We start from the raw sequence: 19542 nt of genomic DNA, 5'->3' as shown, positions 1-19542 counted from the left end.
CCAGCTGGCGCCGTTATCCACATCATCAGCGGTTAAGGTGCCGCCAGTGACTAGGTTGCCAAGCTCCGGATCGTTACCGCCATCCATCACGCCCGCTTCTAATACATCGCCGGTGGCATCTTCAATAGTGGAAGTGATAACAGGTATATCGTTAGTGCCGGTGACTGTCACGGTCACTAATTGCTGACTGAAGGCACCATGCTCATCGGTCACGGTAACCAAGAAGGTCTCATCGTGCATCTCACCTTGGGCGAGGGCGTTGACCAGTGCGTTGTCGGCTAAAGTATAACTCCACACGCCAGTGTCAGCATCAATATCAAAGGTGCCGTAGTCATTAACTTGGGCGACAAAACTCCAGCTCCAGCTGGCGCCGTTATCCACATCATCAGCGGTTAAAGTGCCGCCAGTCATTAAGTTGCCCGGCTCAGGATCGTTACCGCCATCCATCACGCCCGCTTCTAATACATCACCAGTGGCATCTTCAACAGTGGAAGTGATAAGCGGAATGTCATTAGTCCCGGTGACTGTCACGGTGACCAGCTGCTGACTGAAGGCGCCATGCTCATCGGTGACGGTGACCAAGAAGGTCTCATCGTGCATCTCACCTTGGGCGAGGGCGTTAACCAGCGCGTTGTCGGCTAAGGTGTAGCTCCACACGCCGCTGTCAGCATCTATATCAAAGGTACCGTAATCGTTGACCTGGGCGACAAAACTCCAGCTCCAGCTGGCGCCGTTATCGACATCATCGGCGGTTAAAGTGCCGCCCGTCATTAAGTTGCCTGGCTCCGGATCGTTACCGCCATCCATCACGCCAGCCTCTAATACATCACCAGTGGCATCTTGAATGGTAGAAGTAATAACTGGAATATCGTTAGTGCCGGTGACTGTCACGGTCACTAATTGCTGACTGAAGGCACCATGTTCATCAGTGACGGTAACCAAGAAGGTCTCATCGTGCATCTCACCTTGGGCGAGGGCGTTGACCAGCGCGTTATCGGCTAAAGTGTAACTCCACACGCCAGTGTCAGCATCAATATCAAAGCTGCCGTAATCGTTGACTTGGGCGACAAAACTCCAGCTCCAGCTGGCGCCGTTATCCACATCATCGGTGGTTAAGGTGCCGCCAGTCATTAAGTTGCCCGGCTCAGGATCGTTACCGCCATCCATCACGCCCGCTTCAAGTACCTCACCGGTGGCATCTTCAATAGTGGAAGTGATAACAGGTATATCGTTGGTGCCTGAGATGGTCACTGTAACGACTTGATTCGCAGAAAGTCCATATTCATCGGTTACAGTAACATTAAATGTTTCGGTTACTAGATCACCGAAAGCTAAACTATCTGCTAGCTCATTACTGAGAGTGAATGTCCAACTTCCTGTTGATTCATCAAGGGTAAATATTCCATATGGCGTTTCGGCAAGGCTATCTAAACTCCATGTAAGAACTGCACCATCATCAATATCATTGGCAGTTAACAATCCGCCGGTTTCAGCTATACCTACTGTAGCTTCGTTACCGCCGACTAGCACGCCAGCTTCGACTACGTTACCTTGTGCATCTTCAAATGAAGAGGTGATAACGGGAGCATCATTTTCACCTGTAATGGTTATCACTAAAGTCAGAGAGACTTCATCACCATCTGCATCAACTAATAGATAATCAAAAGTATCTGTTATTTGTTCACCTAGAGCTAGCGATTGAACTTCTTCTGTTTGATTATTAAGGATGTAATTGTAACTTCCATCAGCGGCGATAATTAAAGAGCCATAAACACCAGCAATCGTGGTTTCAGCGCCTATATCTGCTGTGCCTGAACCTGAAGATATTTGCGTCACTTGGGCTAAATCAGCACCTAGAGTATCGTTAGCTAATACATTGCCGAATACCCCTGCAAGGTTGTCTTCAGTTATAGCATTGACATCGTCGAGGCCCGTAGGAGCATCATCGACAATATTTGCTGTTACTACCGCAGTGGTACTGTCTCCTTGATTATCAGTAAGTTGTACTACAAATAGTTCTGATAAAATGTCAGATTCACTGTGATCTAATGCGCTATTAAGGGTGTAGCTATAGGTAAGGATGGAGTTTGTAGGATCATAAGCTGTTATCACTAAAGTGCCATATTCACTGGGAATAGTAACTGGGCCGATGAAGTTACCGTCAACAAATACTTGTTCACCATTGATTGTAAGGGCTTGAATTCCCGCTTGTACGGCAACAGAAACACTCTCAGCTTGTGACAGTGCTGCTACTTGAGGCGCAGAGCCTTCAGCCAAGTTTTCTTCATACAGTGTCACGGAGCTTGTCGTAATTGTAGGCTTAGCAAACTGTTCTAAAAAGTTAGGTTGTTCATCTAGGCGAGAAGTTTGTGGCTGAATAAAGCCGTCGGTGCTATGTCCTGCTGCCGCAATTGTTTCGTCACCAGCACGTCCAACAGAAACAAAGCCACCTCCCTCATTACCTGTTGGGCTAGTTTCACCTGCAGCGGTATCTGGCAAGTTCAAGGTTGGATCTTCACCACTTAAGATTTGTGCTTGTAATGCCGCTATTTCAGGATCGATTGTTTCGCTAATTGCTTCAGTGGCTTCAAATCCTGAGCTGGTGACTTCGGCTGTGTCTTGGAAATCAGCTTGGGTGACTATGGTGCCGTCGCTATATTCAAGTTTAAATGTCGCATCTGCTGCAACATTAAATGAGGTGTTCTGGCGTAAAGTATCGCCCACCTTAAGGGGGATCATCTCACCTTGATTGTTTTGACTGCTGATAACGCCAGAAAGCTCAACTATGGTGGCATCCTGTTTTGAAATATATGTACCCATCATAAATTACTCGAACATCTCATCCGTGAGCTAAATGAAGGATCGTTAGTACTTAGTCATTTTTAATTAGTGTACCAACAGTACAAATTTCGTACGTGCTTCAATTGTTGTCAAGTCGGCTAAAGTCAAGGAGGAGAGGTAATATATTTATAGAAGATTGTGAAATGTTTTAAAGATCAGTCTTATCAGCCAGCTAGCTTGTTCGGGAGTTTAGAGGTCATTGTTTAAAGATATAAAAGCCACTATAGAGTGGCTTTTATATACATAATGGATATAAAAATAAGTTACAGCTTAGCGGCATTTCTTCTGGTTTGAAGTGCTCTGTTTAATTCACCTTGGTGCTCTTGTACGTCAGCAAGGGCATGCAAGTTATTGATATCATCCTGGAGATAACAAGCCTTTTGCCACCATATTTTAGCATTGTGATAGTCATGATTCTGGTGATACAACTTAGCTAAACAGATCTGATAATCAACATTGTCTTCAAAGTTAGCTTCGAGTGCTAATAGCTGCTTTTTAGCTTCAACATCCGACGGGGTGAGAACTTGAGATAATGCTTCAAAAATGGCTTTTGAAGGAGCTGCTTTAAGCTGTTTTTGCAGCAGCTTTATGGATTGCTCTTTTTGGTTATAGCGATTTAAGCCGATAGCATACTCTGCGATATACTCAGCTTGTTTTCGTTCGCTACGTGATAGCCAGTGCCAGCATTTCTCTAGTTCTTGCTCATTTGCACTTGCGGCATTCTTCAGTAAAGCGATATTGGTTTCAAAGGTAAGCTTTTTAAACGCATCATCAGCCATAATCTGTTTTTTGCTGGCAATAGGTAAAATAAGTTTAAGAGCTTGCCAATCTTGCTGTGCTTTATATAGGTCAACAGCGAGCTTTAACACGGGGGCTTTGCTTTTGCTGGTTGGATTGAGCTTATCTAGTTCTTCTCGGGCTAAAGCTAATTCACCCTGTTGCAGCAAATAGCGGGTGCGGGTAGTACTCACCGCTTTTGTGGCTAACGGTTCAAGCTCTGCTTTGGCCAGATATTCATCACGTGCAACAATATTATTCTGATGTTGTGCTGCTCGTGCTGCAGCAAGTAGGTTTAGCGCCGGAATTTCCCCCTTATCAGCGCCTTTAACCATGGCTTTTTCAGCAGCGGCCCAATCCTCTTCTGCGAGCGCTAAAGCCCCCATAAGAGTGTGCTTTCTTGCTGCCTTCTTACGCCATTTTTCTGGAAGTAGTCGACTTCCTAAAATTAGGTTTAACACCCATACAATAACAAACTCAGCCAGTTGTAGCAGACTGTAAAATATAACCAGTGCAATAACGGCAAAGACGATACTGGTCTCTACTTGATAGTCACCAATGGCAAGATAAAGGTAGCCTTTATTACCAGCTAGAAACGGGCTGATGAAGAAGCCCAGTAAAATAATACCTAGATAGACCAGAACGCGAACCATTATTGCGCCCCCTCTGTCATCAAGTTGCCGTAGGTGACTAATTGATTTAATAAGTTAGATGAATCAAATCGTTCAAGCGACGTTGTTTGAATCTTCAAGGTTTCTAATGCATCTAAAGTGGTTAGAGCATCGGTGACCTGTTGATCTTTAAGGTCGAAATATTGATAGATCCATTTTCTCGCCAACTTAACTGAGTTGCGGTAATTCACTTGGTCTTGGCGATATAGTGCGAGTTGAGCTTGTAGCAGCTTATTTCGAGTATTTTCGACAAGGTACCACTGTTGATCGGGTTCTAGTAATGGCGCAGCATCAGTGGTGCGCTTTCTTATAATAACGAAGTCATCAATCAGTGCTTGCCAAGATTTAGCAAGGTTTGACTGCCAATCATCTAGAGAATCACTCACCTGGGTATCTTTTAACTCTTCAGCAGAAAAATGAGTTTCAGCTCGGTTTAATGGCAGAGTTTCTATACCATCAATTAAGGTATCAAGGGTTAATACTGTGCCAGCAATATCGGTATTCTTAATCGAGGCGGTAGCGGCAATATCTTTTGCGAGCGCTTTTCTAAGTGGCATTAGTGAGGGATCACGCATCGACTTTATGCGTTCGTCGGCTGCTTTTAGGAGGCTAGTTGCGGTGCTAGGATCTTTCTCTAACCACAATTTTTGCCCTGCAAGGCGTACTAGGTATTTCGCTTCTTCTGCGCGCCAATGGTTAGGGTTGCGCTGAGCAATTATCGAGACTCTTTCTTGTAGTTGCGTTTGTTCACTTTGAGCGGTTGATAGCGCTAAATCCACAGCAGATTTAAATTGGTTCTGCTGCTGCTCTAAAAAGGCGATACGCTGATTGGGTTTAACAAGTTCAGCCTGTAGCTTCTGCTCTAATGCCAATGATTGCGCTTTTTGCAATTCAAGCTGTTGATATAGATGGTACCCGCCAGCAGCTGTAGTAAAAGCGATTATCAATAGTAAAAAAAGCGTAATAATAACGCCCCATGGTGTCGTTTTATTTGCTGCAGGAAGTTCATTCGCCGCAGGCTGTGCTGCGCTACTTTGCGGTTCAGACTGAGCCTCAATAACGGGCTGTGACGCATTAGTTTGTTCTGGAGTGGGCTCTGTGGAGCTGGCGTCAGTGTGCTTGTTTTCCATTAAACAGTCCTTGAAAGCGATGATGCTGCAGTAAAACGAGTATTTACTAATGCTTAAGTGACTAAACTATAAGGATAGTGCAGTCAGCATCGCATTGGTATTGGCTGCCTTTGCATTGGTTACGGTGATTAGGCCGTACGCAGTAGCTTTATCATATACTCGGGAGCTAGGGACTATAATATGACAAGTTTGCAGCCATGCAAATAGTTCATTTGGAACAGTTTTGACGAGGTTATCGAGTATTTCGCCACTGGTAATGATGATAGTGTCTATACCAAACGATTGCCATTGCTGGCAAATATTACTCATATCTAACTCGGGACATCCTCTTTGATAGACTTCCCAATAAGCTAAATTTGCTTTGCGCTTGGTTAGTTCTATTGCTAAATCCTCTCTGCCACCGACGCCTCGAACAATGACAATATTCTTATCATTGACACTCTTAAGTGAGGGTAAGCTGAGTAAGCCTTCAGTTTGCTGGCAATCATCGGGCGCTTTCTCGGCGCTAATATCAAGGGCTTGTAAGGCTAAATAGGTCGCTTCACCGACGGCATAGTATTTTGCAGATTTTGGCCATCTGGCTTTAATAGCATCGGAAGCAAACTTTACGGCATTGGTACTAATAAAAATGATGATATCAGCATGGGCAAGTGTGCTGCTGACTTGTGTAGATTTGAGATTTGAAGTGGGTGTTACCTGTAACAAAGGCATAGTAAGGTAAGAGACGTTCCTAAAAGATAACGCCTCTTCCATTAACTGATTGCGTCCCTCTGGACGCGTCAGCAATACCTTCATCGAATCAACTTATGCTTTTGCATACACGGCATCAAGGATAGTCTTTGCGCCTTTTGATAGCAGCTCTTCAGCAAGTGCTACACCAAGTTGCTCTGCATCGTTCTTATTGCCAGTGGTTGCAGCTTCAATGACTTGACTCCCATCTGGATTCCCCACTAAACCTCGTAGACTCAATGTGTCACCGTCAATCTCAGCGTAAGCGCCGATCGGCACCTGACATCCACCTTCAAGACGGGTATTCATTGCACGTTCAGCGATAACGCGTTGACGTGTTTCTAAATGCTCAAGTGGTGCTAGTAGTGCTTTTACACGAGCATCATCAGTACGACATTCAATGCCTACAGCGCCTTGGCCGTTTGCTGGTAGTGAGTCTTCTGCTGAGATGAAACTGGTAATTCTCTCTTCAAGCTTTAAGCGCTTAAGACCTGCTGCTGCAAGAATGATGGCATCATAGTTACCTGCATCAAGTTTAGCTAAACGAGTACCTACATTGCCGCGAAGATCTTTGATTTGAAGATCTGGACGAGCCGCTCGGATCTGGCATTGACGACGTAAACTTGAAGTACCAACCACTGCGCCTTGCGGTAGTTCATTAATGCTAGAGAAGTTGTTTGACACAAATGCATCACGTGGATCTTCACGTTCACAAATAACTTCAAGACCTAGGCCTTCAGGGAAATCAACTGGTACGTCTTTCATTGAATGAACGGCAATATCAGCTCTGTCTTCTAACATGGCAACTTCGAGTTCTTTTACGAATAAGCCTTTACCACCAACTTTAGCAAGCGGTGTGTCTAAGATGATGTCACCTTTAGTGCTCATCGGCAGCAATTCAACGGTGAGGCCTTCATGGATTTTTTCCAGTTCAGCTTTCACAAATTCAGCTTGCCACATGGCAAGAGGGCTCTTACGTGTTGCGATACGGATTACATTTTGAGACATGCAGAATATTCCATCTTAGAACTTAGTTGCGCCAATGCTAACATTGCCCGATTGCAGATGTAACATTCTGCTGTTGATTCTTTGAAGTATACCCAATTATATATCACTGAAAAACGTGATCGGAGTCACATTTACTTGCTGCAAAACATTTTGCCGTATACATTAGACATAGCGATATAGACTAAGGAGTTAGCTTAACTTGGTAGAAAAGCTCGATATGCACGAATGTGCAGCTGAAAGATTGGATAGTATTCGATACGCCAGAGCGAGCGCTTTACTGTCGCCCCTTAAACGCTACCTGCTTCGTCTAATCCCTGTTCTATTGCATCATCGTTCAGAAAAGCTACCTGGCTACAATGGGCCGTTTACCCCATGTGGCATATTTGATTTCCATTTAAGCAGCGAAGACTTTGAAGCTTGTGACACCCTAAACCTCAATGTTCCGCCAAATGCTACTAAGTCTAACCCTATGATTGAAGGGGTTTATAGCATGGGAAGTACTGCCAGCTTCGGGCAAAATTCACAGAGTGATATAGATGTTTGGCTTATCCATAGTCCATTAATGAGCAAAAATCAGTGTGAGTTATTATCCCAAAAAGCCACATTATTAACCGAATGGTTTGCCCAGTATGATTTCGAAGTGAATATTTATTTGGTTCATCCAGAACAGTTCATTATGGCTCAAGAGGAGCAAGCACATCTATATAATTGTATGGGGCATGAGCACAGTGGCAGTGCTCAGCACTGGTTGTTATTAGAAGAGTTTTATCGCAGCCATTTTAAGCTTGCAGGCAAAGTCATTGCTTGGTGGCCTGGAGCTAAAACCAAATCTCATTTACTTTCGCTCGGCGATGCGCAAACACTACCGGCTAGTGAGTATTTTGGTGCGTCTTTATGGCAGCTGTATAAAGGGGTCGAAAAGCCTCATAAAGCCTTGTTAAAAGTGTTACTCCTAGAAGCGTACGCAAGCGAATACCCTAATACGCAACTGGTTAGTGAACGCATCTGGCAGCGTACCTTGGAAGGTGATTTCTCAGCAGGCAATGACGCTTATTACTTATTGTATGAGTCAATTGAAAAGTATCTGTTAAAGCTAGGTGATGCGAGAAGATTGGAGATCACCCGTCGCTGCTTTTATCTAAAATGCGGCGTAAGGCTCAGTTTGCCGGAACAAGCGAAAGACTGGCGCTACTATAAGATCCATCAGTTGGTTGAAGATTGGGGATGGGCAGCCAGCCTAGTTGAAACCCTCGATAATTGTGAACATTGGCATTGTGGGCAGCTGCAATGGTTCAATGAGCAACTTAATGAACTCATGTTGGGTAGCTATCAAACCTTGCTGCATTTTGCTTCAGCGCATAGATTGAGTGAAAGTCTCAGAATATCTGAGTTGGGCTTACTGACCCGAAAATTGCACACTTACTTTAGTGAGGATGAGCATCAGATAATGACGCTCAACCAACTCTGGAGTCGCTCGCTAACAGAACCTCACTTGTCGATTATTTATAGTGAACAAGATAAAAACTATTATCTGTATCGATGCGCCCCTCATCCAAGAAACTTTCTACAACATAGTGCGGTTTATCACTCAAAAAGTAAGGCTAAACTATTGGTCTGGGCCTCACTGAATGGCGTATCTGTTGAGGGGACGCGCTGGTATGAAGTTAAGAAAAGTAAGCGTAGAGCGACTTTTTTAACAACGGCGGCTGATCGGTTAGTTGGCTTGATTGATATTGGTTCGATGAAAGTCTCAAAGTTAGCACTCTGTCAGCCTTGGCACTTTAAGAAGCTGGTGTTCCTGCTTAACTTTAATAGCGATCCAACAGAGCAATGGGTTGGCCAAGAGATAATGGCTGATTATCTAAACAGTAATGTATTCTCTATGGGAAAAAGCTGCATTAATATGTTGGGCTCTATCGATGTTATCAGCCTAAACAGCTGGGGTGAGTGGCATTGTCATCATTTTGAAGGGCAAAAAGCATTATTAGATACATTGATGTTTGTCACGCCAGGCATGAGAAGAGCGTCACAAGATGTGTCTATGGAAGTCATTAGCTGTGCTAGTAAGTTACGTTCACAAACTGAGCGTAGCGTTAAAAATTTACTCGATAGAACAGTACGTTTAGGTCGTAATGCCCAAGAGTCGTCAACATTGGTTTATCCGCTTAAAGTGGGGAACACGCGTTATGGTATTTTCTTTAACAATAGAGGCATGCATTTCGAAAACTTGAGTGATGCTAAGTCTTTTTACCAGCAGCTATCAAAAAGAAAACTAGTTGAAATACCAAGACCAGAGCTTGGTAATGAGCCGTTTTCAAAGATCCCTTCAGTGATCCAAGATTATGCCGCGAGAGGGGCTATTCAGTATTTCTTGCGTCAAAGAAGTGAAGGGTTAGATGTGTTTATCTTAGATGAAAACAATGCTCTCAATCATTATGTCCAAGAAGAGGTCGATATTGAAGGGCTAGTGAGTCAGGTTAGTCATCATCATGCTTTTAATGATTCTATATTGGATCGAGAGCAATTTAATATGCCGCAGTTTTTTAAATTGGAACGCTTGAATGGCAAACTGGTAGCGCTGCCGTTCGGTGTCTCGAAAGAGGCCTATGAAGTAGAGTTTTAAGTTGAAGTTTTGGCATAAAAAAGAGGAGCATCTGCACTCCTCTTTTTATCAACAACTGGATAGTTATTTAATATCTAGTTTTAAACCACTTTGCTTGAAAATAGATTCAATGACAAATGGCATAAACTCGTTGTCATTGCGTTGGTCTAACCATTTTCCGTCAATGTAAGCGAAATGGTAGCCGCCGAACTGAGTGGCTAACCAAATCTCATGCATCGGTTCTTGTTTGTTGATAACGATCTTGGAAGTACCGTTGAATTCCAATTGTAAAACATTACCTGAACCATCCACATCGACGTCTGCATCTTGCTCGTCAATGAGTACTTCAATCGCACTATCAATTGCTTGAAACATCTCATCTGCTAGTTGATGAAATTCGAAATCTGTCATAGCCATGCGAGTAATTCCTCAGATTTTTAAGATTGCCGCGTTAATGAAGTTAATACTACCAATCCAGCTTGAGTTTACCAATCACAATAATTTTAAGGTTATTGACTGTTGTGATTGTAAATCACTATCAATCCTAATTATATAGTTGTTTTATATGTATTTATTTAAATTACTGCTTAATAGGGTGATGTGTTAATGATGTGGTGAAATATAGATAAATAGCACGCTGACGACGATTAACTCGCCAAATTATTGTTTATTCGCCATAAACCTTAGTAAAACACATATTACTTAGCACTAAATAAGTGTTAGAAACAGTGGATATAAATGCGATATAGGGTTGACTGCTAATAGCCTAGTCTGCAACCATCAAGGTATCTATTTTTTGCCACACAGCAAGACATTGACTGATGTTACCTCAGTTCAAGTTATTGCACTAAAGGGTCATCGATGTTGAAAAAAATGAGACTGTTTTTGTTGCTTGGGCTTGGTAGCCTAGTACTTTTAGGTTGTGGGCAAAAAAGTGCACTATTTAGAGCACCTCCGCAAGACGTTAATCAAGCAGCGACGGATGCAAAGTCGCCTGACGCAGAGCCGAAGCAAAGCGAAGAAAGTAAGAAGGATTAAAGACGTTGGATCATTTTATATATCAAGCAGAAGAACTCTACGCCGAACAATGCCAGGTTGCTGAATTAGCTAAGCAACATGGCACGCCTCTTTACGTCTATTCTCGAGCGACATTAGAGCGTCATTGGCATGCTTTTGATAATGCAGTCGCTAATCATCCACATCTCATTTGTTATGCGGTTAAGGCAAACTCTAATATTGCAGTATTAAATGTGCTTGCACGTTTGGGGAGTGGCTTTGATATTGTCTCTGGCGGCGAGCTTGCTAGAGTGATTGAAGCCGGTGGCGATCCCGCTAAAGTGGTGTTTTCTGGCGTAGGTAAAACCGTTGCTGAAATGGAGATGGCGTTAGATATCGGTATTTACTGCTTTAATGTTGAGTCTGCAGCAGAGTTGGAACAACTAAGTATTGTTGCACAGCGGATGAATAAAGTGGCTCCAGTGTCGTTGCGTATCAACCCAGATGTTGATGCTGGCACACACCCATATATCTCTACCGGCCTTAAAGAGAATAAATTTGGTATTGCGATGGAAGAAGCTGAAGCTATTTTCCTGCGTGCTAAAGAGTTAGCTGGCATCGAAATTAAAGGCGTAGATTGTCATATTGGCTCTCAGCTTACTGAGATAAAACCGTTTTTAGATGCAATGGACAGAATGCTAGCCTTAATCGATCGTTTAGCTGATCTTGATATTGAAATTAAGCACTTTGATGTCGGTGGTGGGCTAGGTGTGACTTATGATGATGAGTTACCGCCACAACCAGATGTTTATGCTGCTGCTCTACTGGAGCGTTTAGGTGGTCGAGATCTTAAACTGATTTTTGAACCAGGCAGAGCAATTGCCGCGAATGCTGGTATCTTTGTCACTCAAGTGCTGTACCTTAAAGAGAATAGTGATAAGCGCTTTGCTTTAGTTGACGGCGCAATGAATGATTTGATTCGACCTTCTCTTTACAGAGCGTGGCAAAAGATTATCCCTGCGATCGATCGTGGTGGTGAGACCTTGAACTATGATGTTGTTGGCCCAGTTTGTGAAACGGGCGACTTTTTAGGTAAGGATCGCCAGTTAAACATAGCAGCAGGTGACTATTTGGCTATTCGCTCATCGGGCGCCTATGGTTTTACTATGGCTTCAAATTACAATTCGCGTCCACGAGCAGCGGAATTGATGGTTGATGGCGACAATGCTTACGTGATCAGAGAAAGAGAAAAACTTGCCCAACTGTGGCAAGGTGAGCAGCTACTGCCGTAAACTCAATAAATAGAATGTAGCGTGGTAGGTACTATCCGCTACTGTTACCTTAAAGGAAGTCCATCTTGATTCAATTCACGAAGATGCACGGTTTGGGCAATGACTTCATGGTTGTTGATGGGGTCACACAGAATGTGTTCTTCTCTCCCGATCAGATCAAGCGCTTAGCCGATAGAAATTTTGGCATTGGGTTCGATCAATTATTGTTGGTGGAGCCTCCGTACGATCCTGATCTCGATTTTCACTACCGCATTTTTAATGCCGACGGCAGCGAAGTCGAACAGTGCGGTAATGGTGCGCGCTGTTTTGCACGCTTTGTCCGTAATAAAGGCCTGACCCAAAAACATAAAATCCGAGTCAGTACTTCATCAGGTAAGATAACACTAAGGCTAGAGCGTGATGGCAAAGTGACGGTCAACATGGGTGTGCCTATGCTTGAGCCGTCGAAGATCCCATTCAATGCTAAGAAAGTTGAGAAAACCTACTTACTCATGGCGTCTACTGGAACCTATCTTTGTGGTGCGGTATCTATGGGAAATCCACACTGTGTGATTGATGTCGACGATGTAGCTAATACCGATGTCGATACCATTGGTAGCGAATTGACCCAACATGAGCGTTTTCCCAAAGGGGTGAATGTTGGTTTTATGCAGGTGGTCAATCCTGGCTATATAAAACTACGAGTCTATGAACGCGGTGCTGCTGAGACATTAGCTTGTGGAACTGGCGCTTGCGCGGCGGTAGTTGTAGGTATTCTGCAAGGCAAACTAGAAAGAAACGTGCGAGTGGATCTACCTGGCGGCACCCTGATGATCAATTGGGATGGTGAAGGCAAGCCACTGTGGATGACCGGACCTGCTGAACACGTTTATGATGGACAAATTCCCCAATGACAGATAGCAGCATGAAACAGCAACCTCCTTTTGATGAAATATTGATTAGAGAGTATCTGCTCGATAACCCAGATTTTTTTAGCCGTTATCCAGAGTTATTATTGGCAATGCGGATCCCTCATGCAGAGCGCGGTGCGGTTTCGTTAGTTGAGCGTCAGCAAGAGTCGCTGCGTCAACGGGTGTCTCAGCTTGAAGAGGAGATCACTTCTTTATTGTCTATGGCATCTCGTAATGAACAGATCTACATGTTTAACAGTGCATTGTCGATGCAGATGCTAAAATGTGAAGATATGGGTGAGTTACGCCAAGTTTTATCAAGTGGTCTAAAAGAACAATTTCAGTTCAGCCATGTACGGTTAATCACAGTGCATGATATCGACAGTGAACTGTCGCAGATTTGGAGAAAGCGTTTAGATTCTGGTTACTATTTTGGTCGCTTAACCAATGAAGAGTCAAAACGTCTGTTTGGATCTGAAGTAGGCTCAGTGGCGTTATCGCGTTTATCGCAAGAGTGTGGTCAAGTGATCTTTGCTATCGCCAGCTCAGATCCGATGCATTTTCACCCTGACATGGACCACCTGTTACTTTCGCAGCTCAAACAGTTACTGGATCATCAGTTGCCCAAAATTTAATAGCGAGGCTTTATGGTTGACAATGTATCTTCGGGCACGTCACCTTGGCTTATCGATTTTGAACGATACTTAACAACTGAAAGGCAGGTTTCTGCTTACACAGTGAGAAACTATCTGTTTGAGTTAAAGCGAGTAGAAGCGGTATTTTCAGCTAATGATGATTGGCTTGCACTTAAGCACGAGTCGCTGCAAGCCATTATTGCTAAATTACACCGTAAAGGGCTGAGTCCACGGTCTCTGTCTCTTACGTTGTCATCAATTAAACAGTTTTTTGATTTTTTACTCCGAGAACAGCAAATCTCCGTTAATCCAGCACTTAACCTCAGTGCGCCTAAACAAGCTAAGCCGCTACCTAAGAATATGGATGTGGACTCGGTGACCCATCTGTTAGAAATCGATGCGAACGATCCGCTAAGTTATCGAGATAAAGCAATAATGGAGCTGTTTTACTCATCAGGGCTACGATTGGCAGAGCTTGCTGCGTTAAATGTCACTGATATTAAATTCTCCCAAGCGCAAGTTAAAGTCATGGGCAAAGGCAGCAAAGAGCGTATCGTACCGATTGGAAAATTAGCACTGACTGCAATCTCTCAGTGGCTTGATATTAAAAGAGATATCCCTTGTGAAGATGATGCACTGTTTGTCACCGCCAAAGGCCGACGTTTGGCGCATCGCAGTATTCAAGCCAGACTGGCTAAATGGGGGCAAGAGCAAGCGCTGAGCGTAAAGGTGCACCCCCATAAACTGCGGCACTCATTTGCGACCCATATGCTTGAATCAAGCGCAGATCTGCGCGCGGTGCAAGAGCTATTGGGTCACGCAAACCTATCGACAACGCAAGTCTATACCAGCTTGGACTTCCAACATTTAGCTAAGGTATACGACGGCGCGCACCCCAGAGCCAAAAAGCGAGGTAGTAAATCATGAAGCTGTTTATTCGGCCAGAGGCCTTTAGCGTTATCAGCTTCGATCTAGATGATACCTTATACGACAACCGACCTATTATTCGTCAAGCAGAGGCGGCATCACAGCAATTTCTGAATCATCATTACCCCAAATCTCAAGCGTGGAAAATCGGCGACTGGCATCGATTAAAGTTAACGTTGATAAAGCAGCGCCCGCAACTACGCCATGACCCTAGCCTAGCTCGGCAAGTAATGTTGGAATGTGGTTTAGTTAAATTGGGTTACGACGCAAGGACGGCCAAATTAGGTACGATAGCTGTGTTTGACCATTTTGCCATGCATCGAAGTCACTTTTCAGTATCACAGCAGGTACTTGAGTTACTCGGGACACTTAAGCAGCAATATCGGTTAATTGGCATCACCAACGGCAATGTCGATTATCAGCGCATTGGTTTAGGTGATCTACTTGAATTCGTTTTACATCCCGGTAAAGGGACTAGACAAAAGCCCGCAGCAGATATGTTTGCGCAAGCAGCTAAGCGGCTCAATATTCCACTAGAGCACATACTGCATGTTGGCGATAGCGCCATGAACGATGTGGTTGGGGCAAGGCAAGCGGGTTGCCAGGCTGTGTGGCTCAACCCTGGCTTTGGTGTAACAAAAGAGGCTGCTTTAACTCAACAGCTGCCTCATATTGAAATTAATAATATCCAAGAGTTAGTTAAGCTTAAGTCATTTTAGTGAAAGTGACTTAAGCAGTTAATGCTAATGCTTTTGGAAACAATATGTTGTTCTCAATGTAGATATGTTGTTTTAGATCTGCATCGAATTCTGCGAGGCTGGCATAACAAACGCGCCAAGTGGTGCAAGCATGCTCTGGCGGTTGAAAGCCGTTGGTGAGCTCGCTAATCTTCTCCATAATCTGCAACGCGTCATCATGTTCATACTGCATCGCATTGATTGGGTTGCTGATGTGACCAAAGCAAGTTTGGCTTTCAACTTGATTGTGCAGGCCTAAAATGGCCGGAAACAGGATCTGTTCCTCTTTCATCAAATGTGGCATTAAGTCATCGACTAGCGCTGCAATCCAGCCTGCTAACGGCTTTATTTCGCCATGGTTTTCACCGTGAGCACGTACCATTTTCTGGCTGTATTCTACTAACAGCGGTGCTTTTTCTCTGACAAAGGTGTGGTGAGTGGCTTCGATGTAGTTAAGCAAGTCAGGCAATGTTAACTCCGTAAGCCCATCGTTTGTAACCGTGTTGCCATCAAGTGCTAATAGTGTATTAAGTAATGCTTCTTCATCGGCATTAAAACGTGAAATAGCACGATCTAGTGTAATACCGCCACCACAACAAAAGTCGATACCATATTGACTGAAAATATGAGCGCTGCGAAAGTCATTGGCGACTAACTCTCCGACTCGAGTATTAAGTAGCACTTCTTTTGATTGAGACATGGTGGCACTCCAACAAATTAATATAACAAGTATATTATTTGCATCTTTTTATTTTCTCAATCATTACTTGAGTAAAATGCTCAGGTAATCACACTTTGGCGGTCAAAACCTTACTTTAGAGGTACGCTCAATACGCTGTTACTTACCTGTTGTTGTTTAAGCATGCCGCCAATGCGAAGTGCCTGGTTTTTATAAATAATAAGGCTGCGATGATCCATAGATGAGGTTTTCACAATCTCTGCAGGAAGCCATTGATGTGAGGCCAAGTCAAAGCGGTGTATTAGATCGGATGCTGAACTTGGCTGGCCGTTATAGCCGATACCATCATAGTTGTATGGGTTATTGCTGCCACCAATGAAAATGATTTGCTTGGTAAGCTCATTTCCCGCAGCTGCCATTCGATAATGGGCTACGGCATCGGGTTGTGGCAAATTACCTGCCACCTGCTGTGAGTAATGGGGTAATAGCTGCCAGTCGATACGTAGGTGATTATCTGCTTTTATTTTGCCATATACACATATCGGCGAAGCGCTAAATGTTCTTGATTTATTGAGTTGAGCTGTAACTGTTACGCCGTCACACATGACCAATTCATTACCCACAATGCCGCCAGCCTGGCCAAATACTGCAGGTATAGGTAGCGGGCTAGCTTGGGCCCAAGTATCAGTTTGGGTGTCATACACCTGCACTAAATTGACATTGCCATGTTGATGCCAGCCACTTAGTAGATAGATATATCGGTGTTGATAAACCAGTGCGCTGGTGTCATCAACAGCTACCGGCATATCGGCGATGCGAGTATAGCTTTTATCCTTAATTGAGAAGCGGTAGTTATCGGCAGTCGATAGCTCTTGATGATCACTAGAAACAGTAAAGCCACCAAAAAGGTAAGCATCACTTTTAATGCCAACAGCTATAGCAGCCAAGCGTCCACTTATTTCATTTATGTGTGGTACGGCAGGTAATGGTTGCCATTGAGCTGCTGGATGGCTTATCTCTAGTGACCATGCTTTGTTATGAATCGCCTTATAATCTTTGTTTTGCCCCATCCCCATAAAGCTCAGCAGGTAATCCTTTGAATCGTTGCTGACTATTGCCACTGCATTATTCGTGACCGGCTCTGGCAAGTCTGCTAGCGGTTTAGCTGTCGCAGTTGTTGCGTAAGCAAACAATAGTAAAAAGATAATGATATTGGGCATGATTAGGCTCACTAAATTGTTTGAGTCATTAGGGGCTGTTGATCTTTCGAGCTTAGTTTTGTTCGGTTCTTTACCGTAAGGAATAATGCTTCTAGTACAAGGCTTGAGCGATGAAGCTTAGCTGACTAAGTGAAAAGCTCATAACACATGCTAGTCATAAAAGAATAGATGCATTGAATTGACCCCAAAGGGCCGCGTTTCTTGGCTATCTTTACTGTGTTATAGACTATTTGTGGAGAATAACTAAACGGCATAGCCTCCGCCTTGTCAAAATAGCCAATAAACTGCGGCAAAAACAACCGTGAAAGATCAACAGCTCCTAATGTAACAAAATATCATAGTGGGTCAAAGTTAATCGGTACCGAACAGTTTTTATGCAAGTTTTTGGTATTAATCACTATTTTTAGGCCTAGTAAAATTACCAGTTTTTATTCTTTGTGCTGAGTATTGTTAAGGAGAAGATTAAATTAACCATTTTTATCAATATAATGTAGAACGTTAAATTTCTTATATTTATGGCGAATAACAATTCTCATTTTTAGGTTTATGAATGGCATTTAAAGATAATAAAATTAGTAAGTGGTTAGAAGGTAATAAATTTAGTCAGTGGTTAAAAGATGATAAATATCATCGCCGCGTTGCTTACATGGATGAGGTGCTGGAAAGGGTCGAAAAATCTGAGTCCGTCGATGAATTAACCGAGTTAGTGGACGAATACCAAGAAAAAAAAGGAGACCTTTTTTATAGTTTCCTTTGTAGTCGTTCGGTAAATGTTTTGCATAGCTTAATAGTATTAGTATTTGCTAGTTACATTGGTTGGATGTATTTAACTTTATTGAATTCGAGATATACATATGGCTCTAGTTCCAGTAATGGTTTTATCGTTACTGTGGCAACTCTTGCACTAATGTATCTGCTAGTTAAGCTTGTTGCTAACTTAAAGAAAACCAAAAAAGACAAATTTGTAAACTACATTAAAAGGCAAACCAAAGCTGTTTATAACAAGGTGCTGTTGCTGCGCCATGGCGCACAAGTGAAATCATTAAGTAGCTCAGCATTTTACGATTTTCAGCGTGGCAATTATAGTAACCATGTTGCTGCTTATCGAATTGAGCTAGGTGATGAATTTGAAGGGGTGAATGCCTTTGCAATTGTTCGCTCTGAGCATACTGAACAAATTAAACGTACCGAAGGGTTTGGCAAGAATAAAAGAGTCTACTACGAGTACAAGACATTCTGGCGTTATGGTGTTGTCATGAGTGGATGCAATCGTCATAAAGGAGTCAAAATTTCTAATTCAGGCAGTGTTGTTAAGTCTGCTGGTTATGAAACTTTTAAACCTTCGCTAATTTCTTTTGATAAAAAATTCTACAGTGAAGGCGAAACTCAAATAGCGGTTGCACAATTTTTAACGCCGAAGATGATGTTGAATATTGAGGCATTATCACAGCAGTATAGTAATTTAACTATTGAAGCGGATAAGGATGGTCATCTGTTAGTTTCACAGGTTGATGTTGATATTTTACCTCCTTTGGAAGGTTATATTACATTCGATAACTTCACAGAAGAATTGCTCGAAAAAACCTCACTTGAAATCTTTATGCAATATACCCGTAACGTCCATAGTAAAATATATAATTAGGAACTGATAATGTTTGAACAAGTAATCGCTGGTACCATTATAGTGTCTGTCATTGGTACCATCATCGCGCTATATAATAGTATTGTTTCTGAGCATAAATCAGTACAGCAATCTTGGGATGATGTGATTGTTATTGAAAGACAACGCATGCGCATTTTGCCTGAATTGGAAAAAGTGCTTAATGAACACAAGCTGTTTGAATCTGATGTGTTTAAGAAAATTGCTGCCTTAAGAAATAGTGTCGAGCAGCTTGATGGCAAAGAGATTGAACCTAGCCGCTGCAGCGAAGTGAGCAATGTCTCAGAGCAGTTGATGCAGAGCTTGAGGTTTGTTTCTGAAAGCTACCCTGAATTAAAGGCATCAGAGTCGTTCAGCAAGAACATGGCAGAGATTGTTAATCAAGAAGAGCATGTAGGAGCGGCATTGCGGGTGTTTAACCAAAACGTCGCGATATTCAATACCCGGATTGAAAGTTTCCCAAGCAATATGGTTAATGGCGTATTGAATAAGAAAAAGCCAGTCGACAACTTTGTTGATCAGTCAGCATCAGGTTCTTTTGATTATTCACCTAATCTATAGCGCTCCGAGCCGATATTTTTCGAAAAAAAGCCCTTCAAGGGCTTTTTTTTCGTTGTGGCCTCAGCATATTGCGAGCGGCTTGAATATCCATATTTGGATGCTTTTTTGAACAGCTGTAAGTCGACATAAATCTTTGATTTGTATGCTGTGTCACAGCAAGGTGTGACACAGTGTCGCAGTTAGTTGG

Annotated in this window: 17 protein-coding genes; 9 read left to right on the top strand and 8 right to left on the bottom strand. The window is 43.1% G+C overall.

Annotated elements, in window-relative coordinates; genetic code table 11:
• From L2730_RS10790 to hemC, 5 genes are all read right to left on the bottom strand, one after another.
• Window positions 1–2823: retention module-containing protein (locus L2730_RS10790; protein ID WP_248974597.1), on the bottom strand; the 2823-nt coding region annotated here is incomplete at its 3' end.
• 281 nt (window positions 2824–3104) lie between these two features.
• A complete protein-coding gene (locus L2730_RS10785) occupies window positions 3105–4271 on the bottom strand; it encodes a heme biosynthesis HemY N-terminal domain-containing protein (protein ID WP_248974596.1) in 1167 nt (388 codons plus the stop codon).
• Entirely contained in the window at window positions 4271–5419 is a 1149-nt protein-coding gene (locus tag L2730_RS10780) for a uroporphyrinogen-III C-methyltransferase (protein ID WP_248974595.1), read from the bottom strand. The genes L2730_RS10785 and L2730_RS10780 overlap by 1 nt, the downstream gene beginning before the upstream one ends.
• A 66-nt stretch (window positions 5420–5485) precedes the next feature.
• Complete coding sequence (locus tag L2730_RS10775) at window positions 5486–6214, bottom strand: uroporphyrinogen-III synthase (RefSeq protein ID WP_248974594.1); 729 nt, start codon at window positions 6212–6214, stop codon at window positions 5486–5488.
• A gap of 9 nt (window positions 6215–6223) precedes the next feature.
• Window positions 6224–7156: a hydroxymethylbilane synthase gene (hemC, locus tag L2730_RS10770; RefSeq protein WP_248974593.1), complete on the bottom strand. Its 933-nt coding sequence runs from the start codon at window positions 7154–7156 to the stop codon at window positions 6224–6226.
• 217 nt (window positions 7157–7373) lie between these two features.
• Between hemC and L2730_RS10765 the strand changes: the two genes are divergently transcribed.
• Window positions 7374–9779 (top strand): class I adenylate cyclase, encoded by a 2406-nt coding sequence (locus L2730_RS10765; RefSeq protein WP_248974605.1) that lies wholly within the window; start codon window positions 7374–7376, stop codon window positions 9777–9779.
• A 63-nt stretch (window positions 9780–9842) separates the two neighbouring features.
• On the opposite strand, the gene cyaY is transcribed toward L2730_RS10765, so the two are convergent.
• Window positions 9843–10175 (bottom strand): iron donor protein CyaY, encoded by a 333-nt coding sequence (gene cyaY, locus L2730_RS10760; protein WP_248974592.1) that lies wholly within the window; start codon window positions 10173–10175, stop codon window positions 9843–9845.
• A gap of 444 nt (window positions 10176–10619) precedes the next feature.
• Between cyaY and L2730_RS10755 the strand changes: the two genes are divergently transcribed.
• From L2730_RS10755 to L2730_RS10730, 6 genes are all read left to right on the top strand, one after another.
• Entirely contained in the window at window positions 10620–10796 is a 177-nt protein-coding gene (locus L2730_RS10755; protein ID WP_020910620.1) for a hypothetical protein, read from the top strand.
• Window positions 10797–10801: 5 nt separating this feature from the next.
• Window positions 10802–12046, top strand: coding sequence for a diaminopimelate decarboxylase (gene lysA / locus L2730_RS10750; protein ID WP_248974591.1), 1245 nt, complete (start codon window positions 10802–10804; stop codon window positions 12044–12046).
• 65 nt (window positions 12047–12111) lie between these two features.
• Complete coding sequence (gene dapF / locus L2730_RS10745) at window positions 12112–12939, top strand: diaminopimelate epimerase (protein ID WP_044555559.1); 828 nt, start codon at window positions 12112–12114, stop codon at window positions 12937–12939.
• Window positions 12936–13571 (top strand): DUF484 family protein, encoded by a 636-nt coding sequence (locus L2730_RS10740; RefSeq protein ID WP_248974590.1) that lies wholly within the window; start codon window positions 12936–12938, stop codon window positions 13569–13571. The genes dapF and L2730_RS10740 overlap by 4 nt, the downstream gene beginning before the upstream one ends.
• Window positions 13572–13583: 12 nt before the next feature.
• Window positions 13584–14498 (top strand): tyrosine recombinase XerC, encoded by a 915-nt coding sequence (xerC, locus tag L2730_RS10735; RefSeq protein ID WP_248974589.1) that lies wholly within the window; start codon window positions 13584–13586, stop codon window positions 14496–14498.
• Window positions 14495–15217 carry an HAD-IA family hydrolase gene (locus L2730_RS10730; RefSeq protein WP_248974588.1) on the top strand — a complete coding sequence of 241 codons (723 nt, stop codon included), beginning with the start codon at window positions 14495–14497 and terminating at the stop codon, window positions 15215–15217. Before xerC ends, L2730_RS10730 begins: the two co-directional genes overlap by 4 nt.
• A gap of 10 nt (window positions 15218–15227) precedes the next feature.
• Here the strand turns inward: L2730_RS10730 and ric are convergent, their stop codons facing one another.
• Both ric and L2730_RS10720 read right to left on the bottom strand, forming a co-directional pair.
• Window positions 15228–15935 carry an iron-sulfur cluster repair di-iron protein gene (gene ric, locus L2730_RS10725; RefSeq protein WP_248974587.1) on the bottom strand — a complete coding sequence of 236 codons (708 nt, stop codon included), beginning with the start codon at window positions 15933–15935 and terminating at the stop codon, window positions 15228–15230.
• Between the two features lie 110 nt (window positions 15936–16045).
• The gene (locus tag L2730_RS10720) at window positions 16046–17134 is read right to left on the bottom strand and encodes a Kelch repeat-containing protein (RefSeq protein ID WP_248974586.1); all 1089 of its coding nucleotides are present in this window, start codon (window positions 17132–17134) and stop codon (window positions 16046–16048) included.
• 550 nt (window positions 17135–17684) lie between these two features.
• On the opposite strand from L2730_RS10720, the gene L2730_RS10715 reads away from it, so the two are divergent.
• Both L2730_RS10715 and L2730_RS10710 read left to right on the top strand, forming a co-directional pair.
• Window positions 17685–18776 carry a hypothetical protein gene (locus L2730_RS10715; RefSeq protein WP_248974585.1) on the top strand — a complete coding sequence of 364 codons (1092 nt, stop codon included), beginning with the start codon at window positions 17685–17687 and terminating at the stop codon, window positions 18774–18776.
• A gap of 9 nt (window positions 18777–18785) precedes the next feature.
• The gene (locus L2730_RS10710) at window positions 18786–19355 is read left to right on the top strand and encodes a LemA family protein (protein ID WP_248974584.1); all 570 of its coding nucleotides are present in this window, start codon (window positions 18786–18788) and stop codon (window positions 19353–19355) included.
• Window positions 19356–19542: the final 187 nt, after the last annotated feature.

The sequence above is a fragment of the Shewanella kaireitica genome (assembly GCF_023284045.1).
GTDB lineage: Bacteria > Pseudomonadota > Gammaproteobacteria > Enterobacterales > Shewanellaceae > Shewanella > Shewanella kaireitica.
This window is presented reverse-complemented; position numbering and strand designations above follow the sequence as displayed.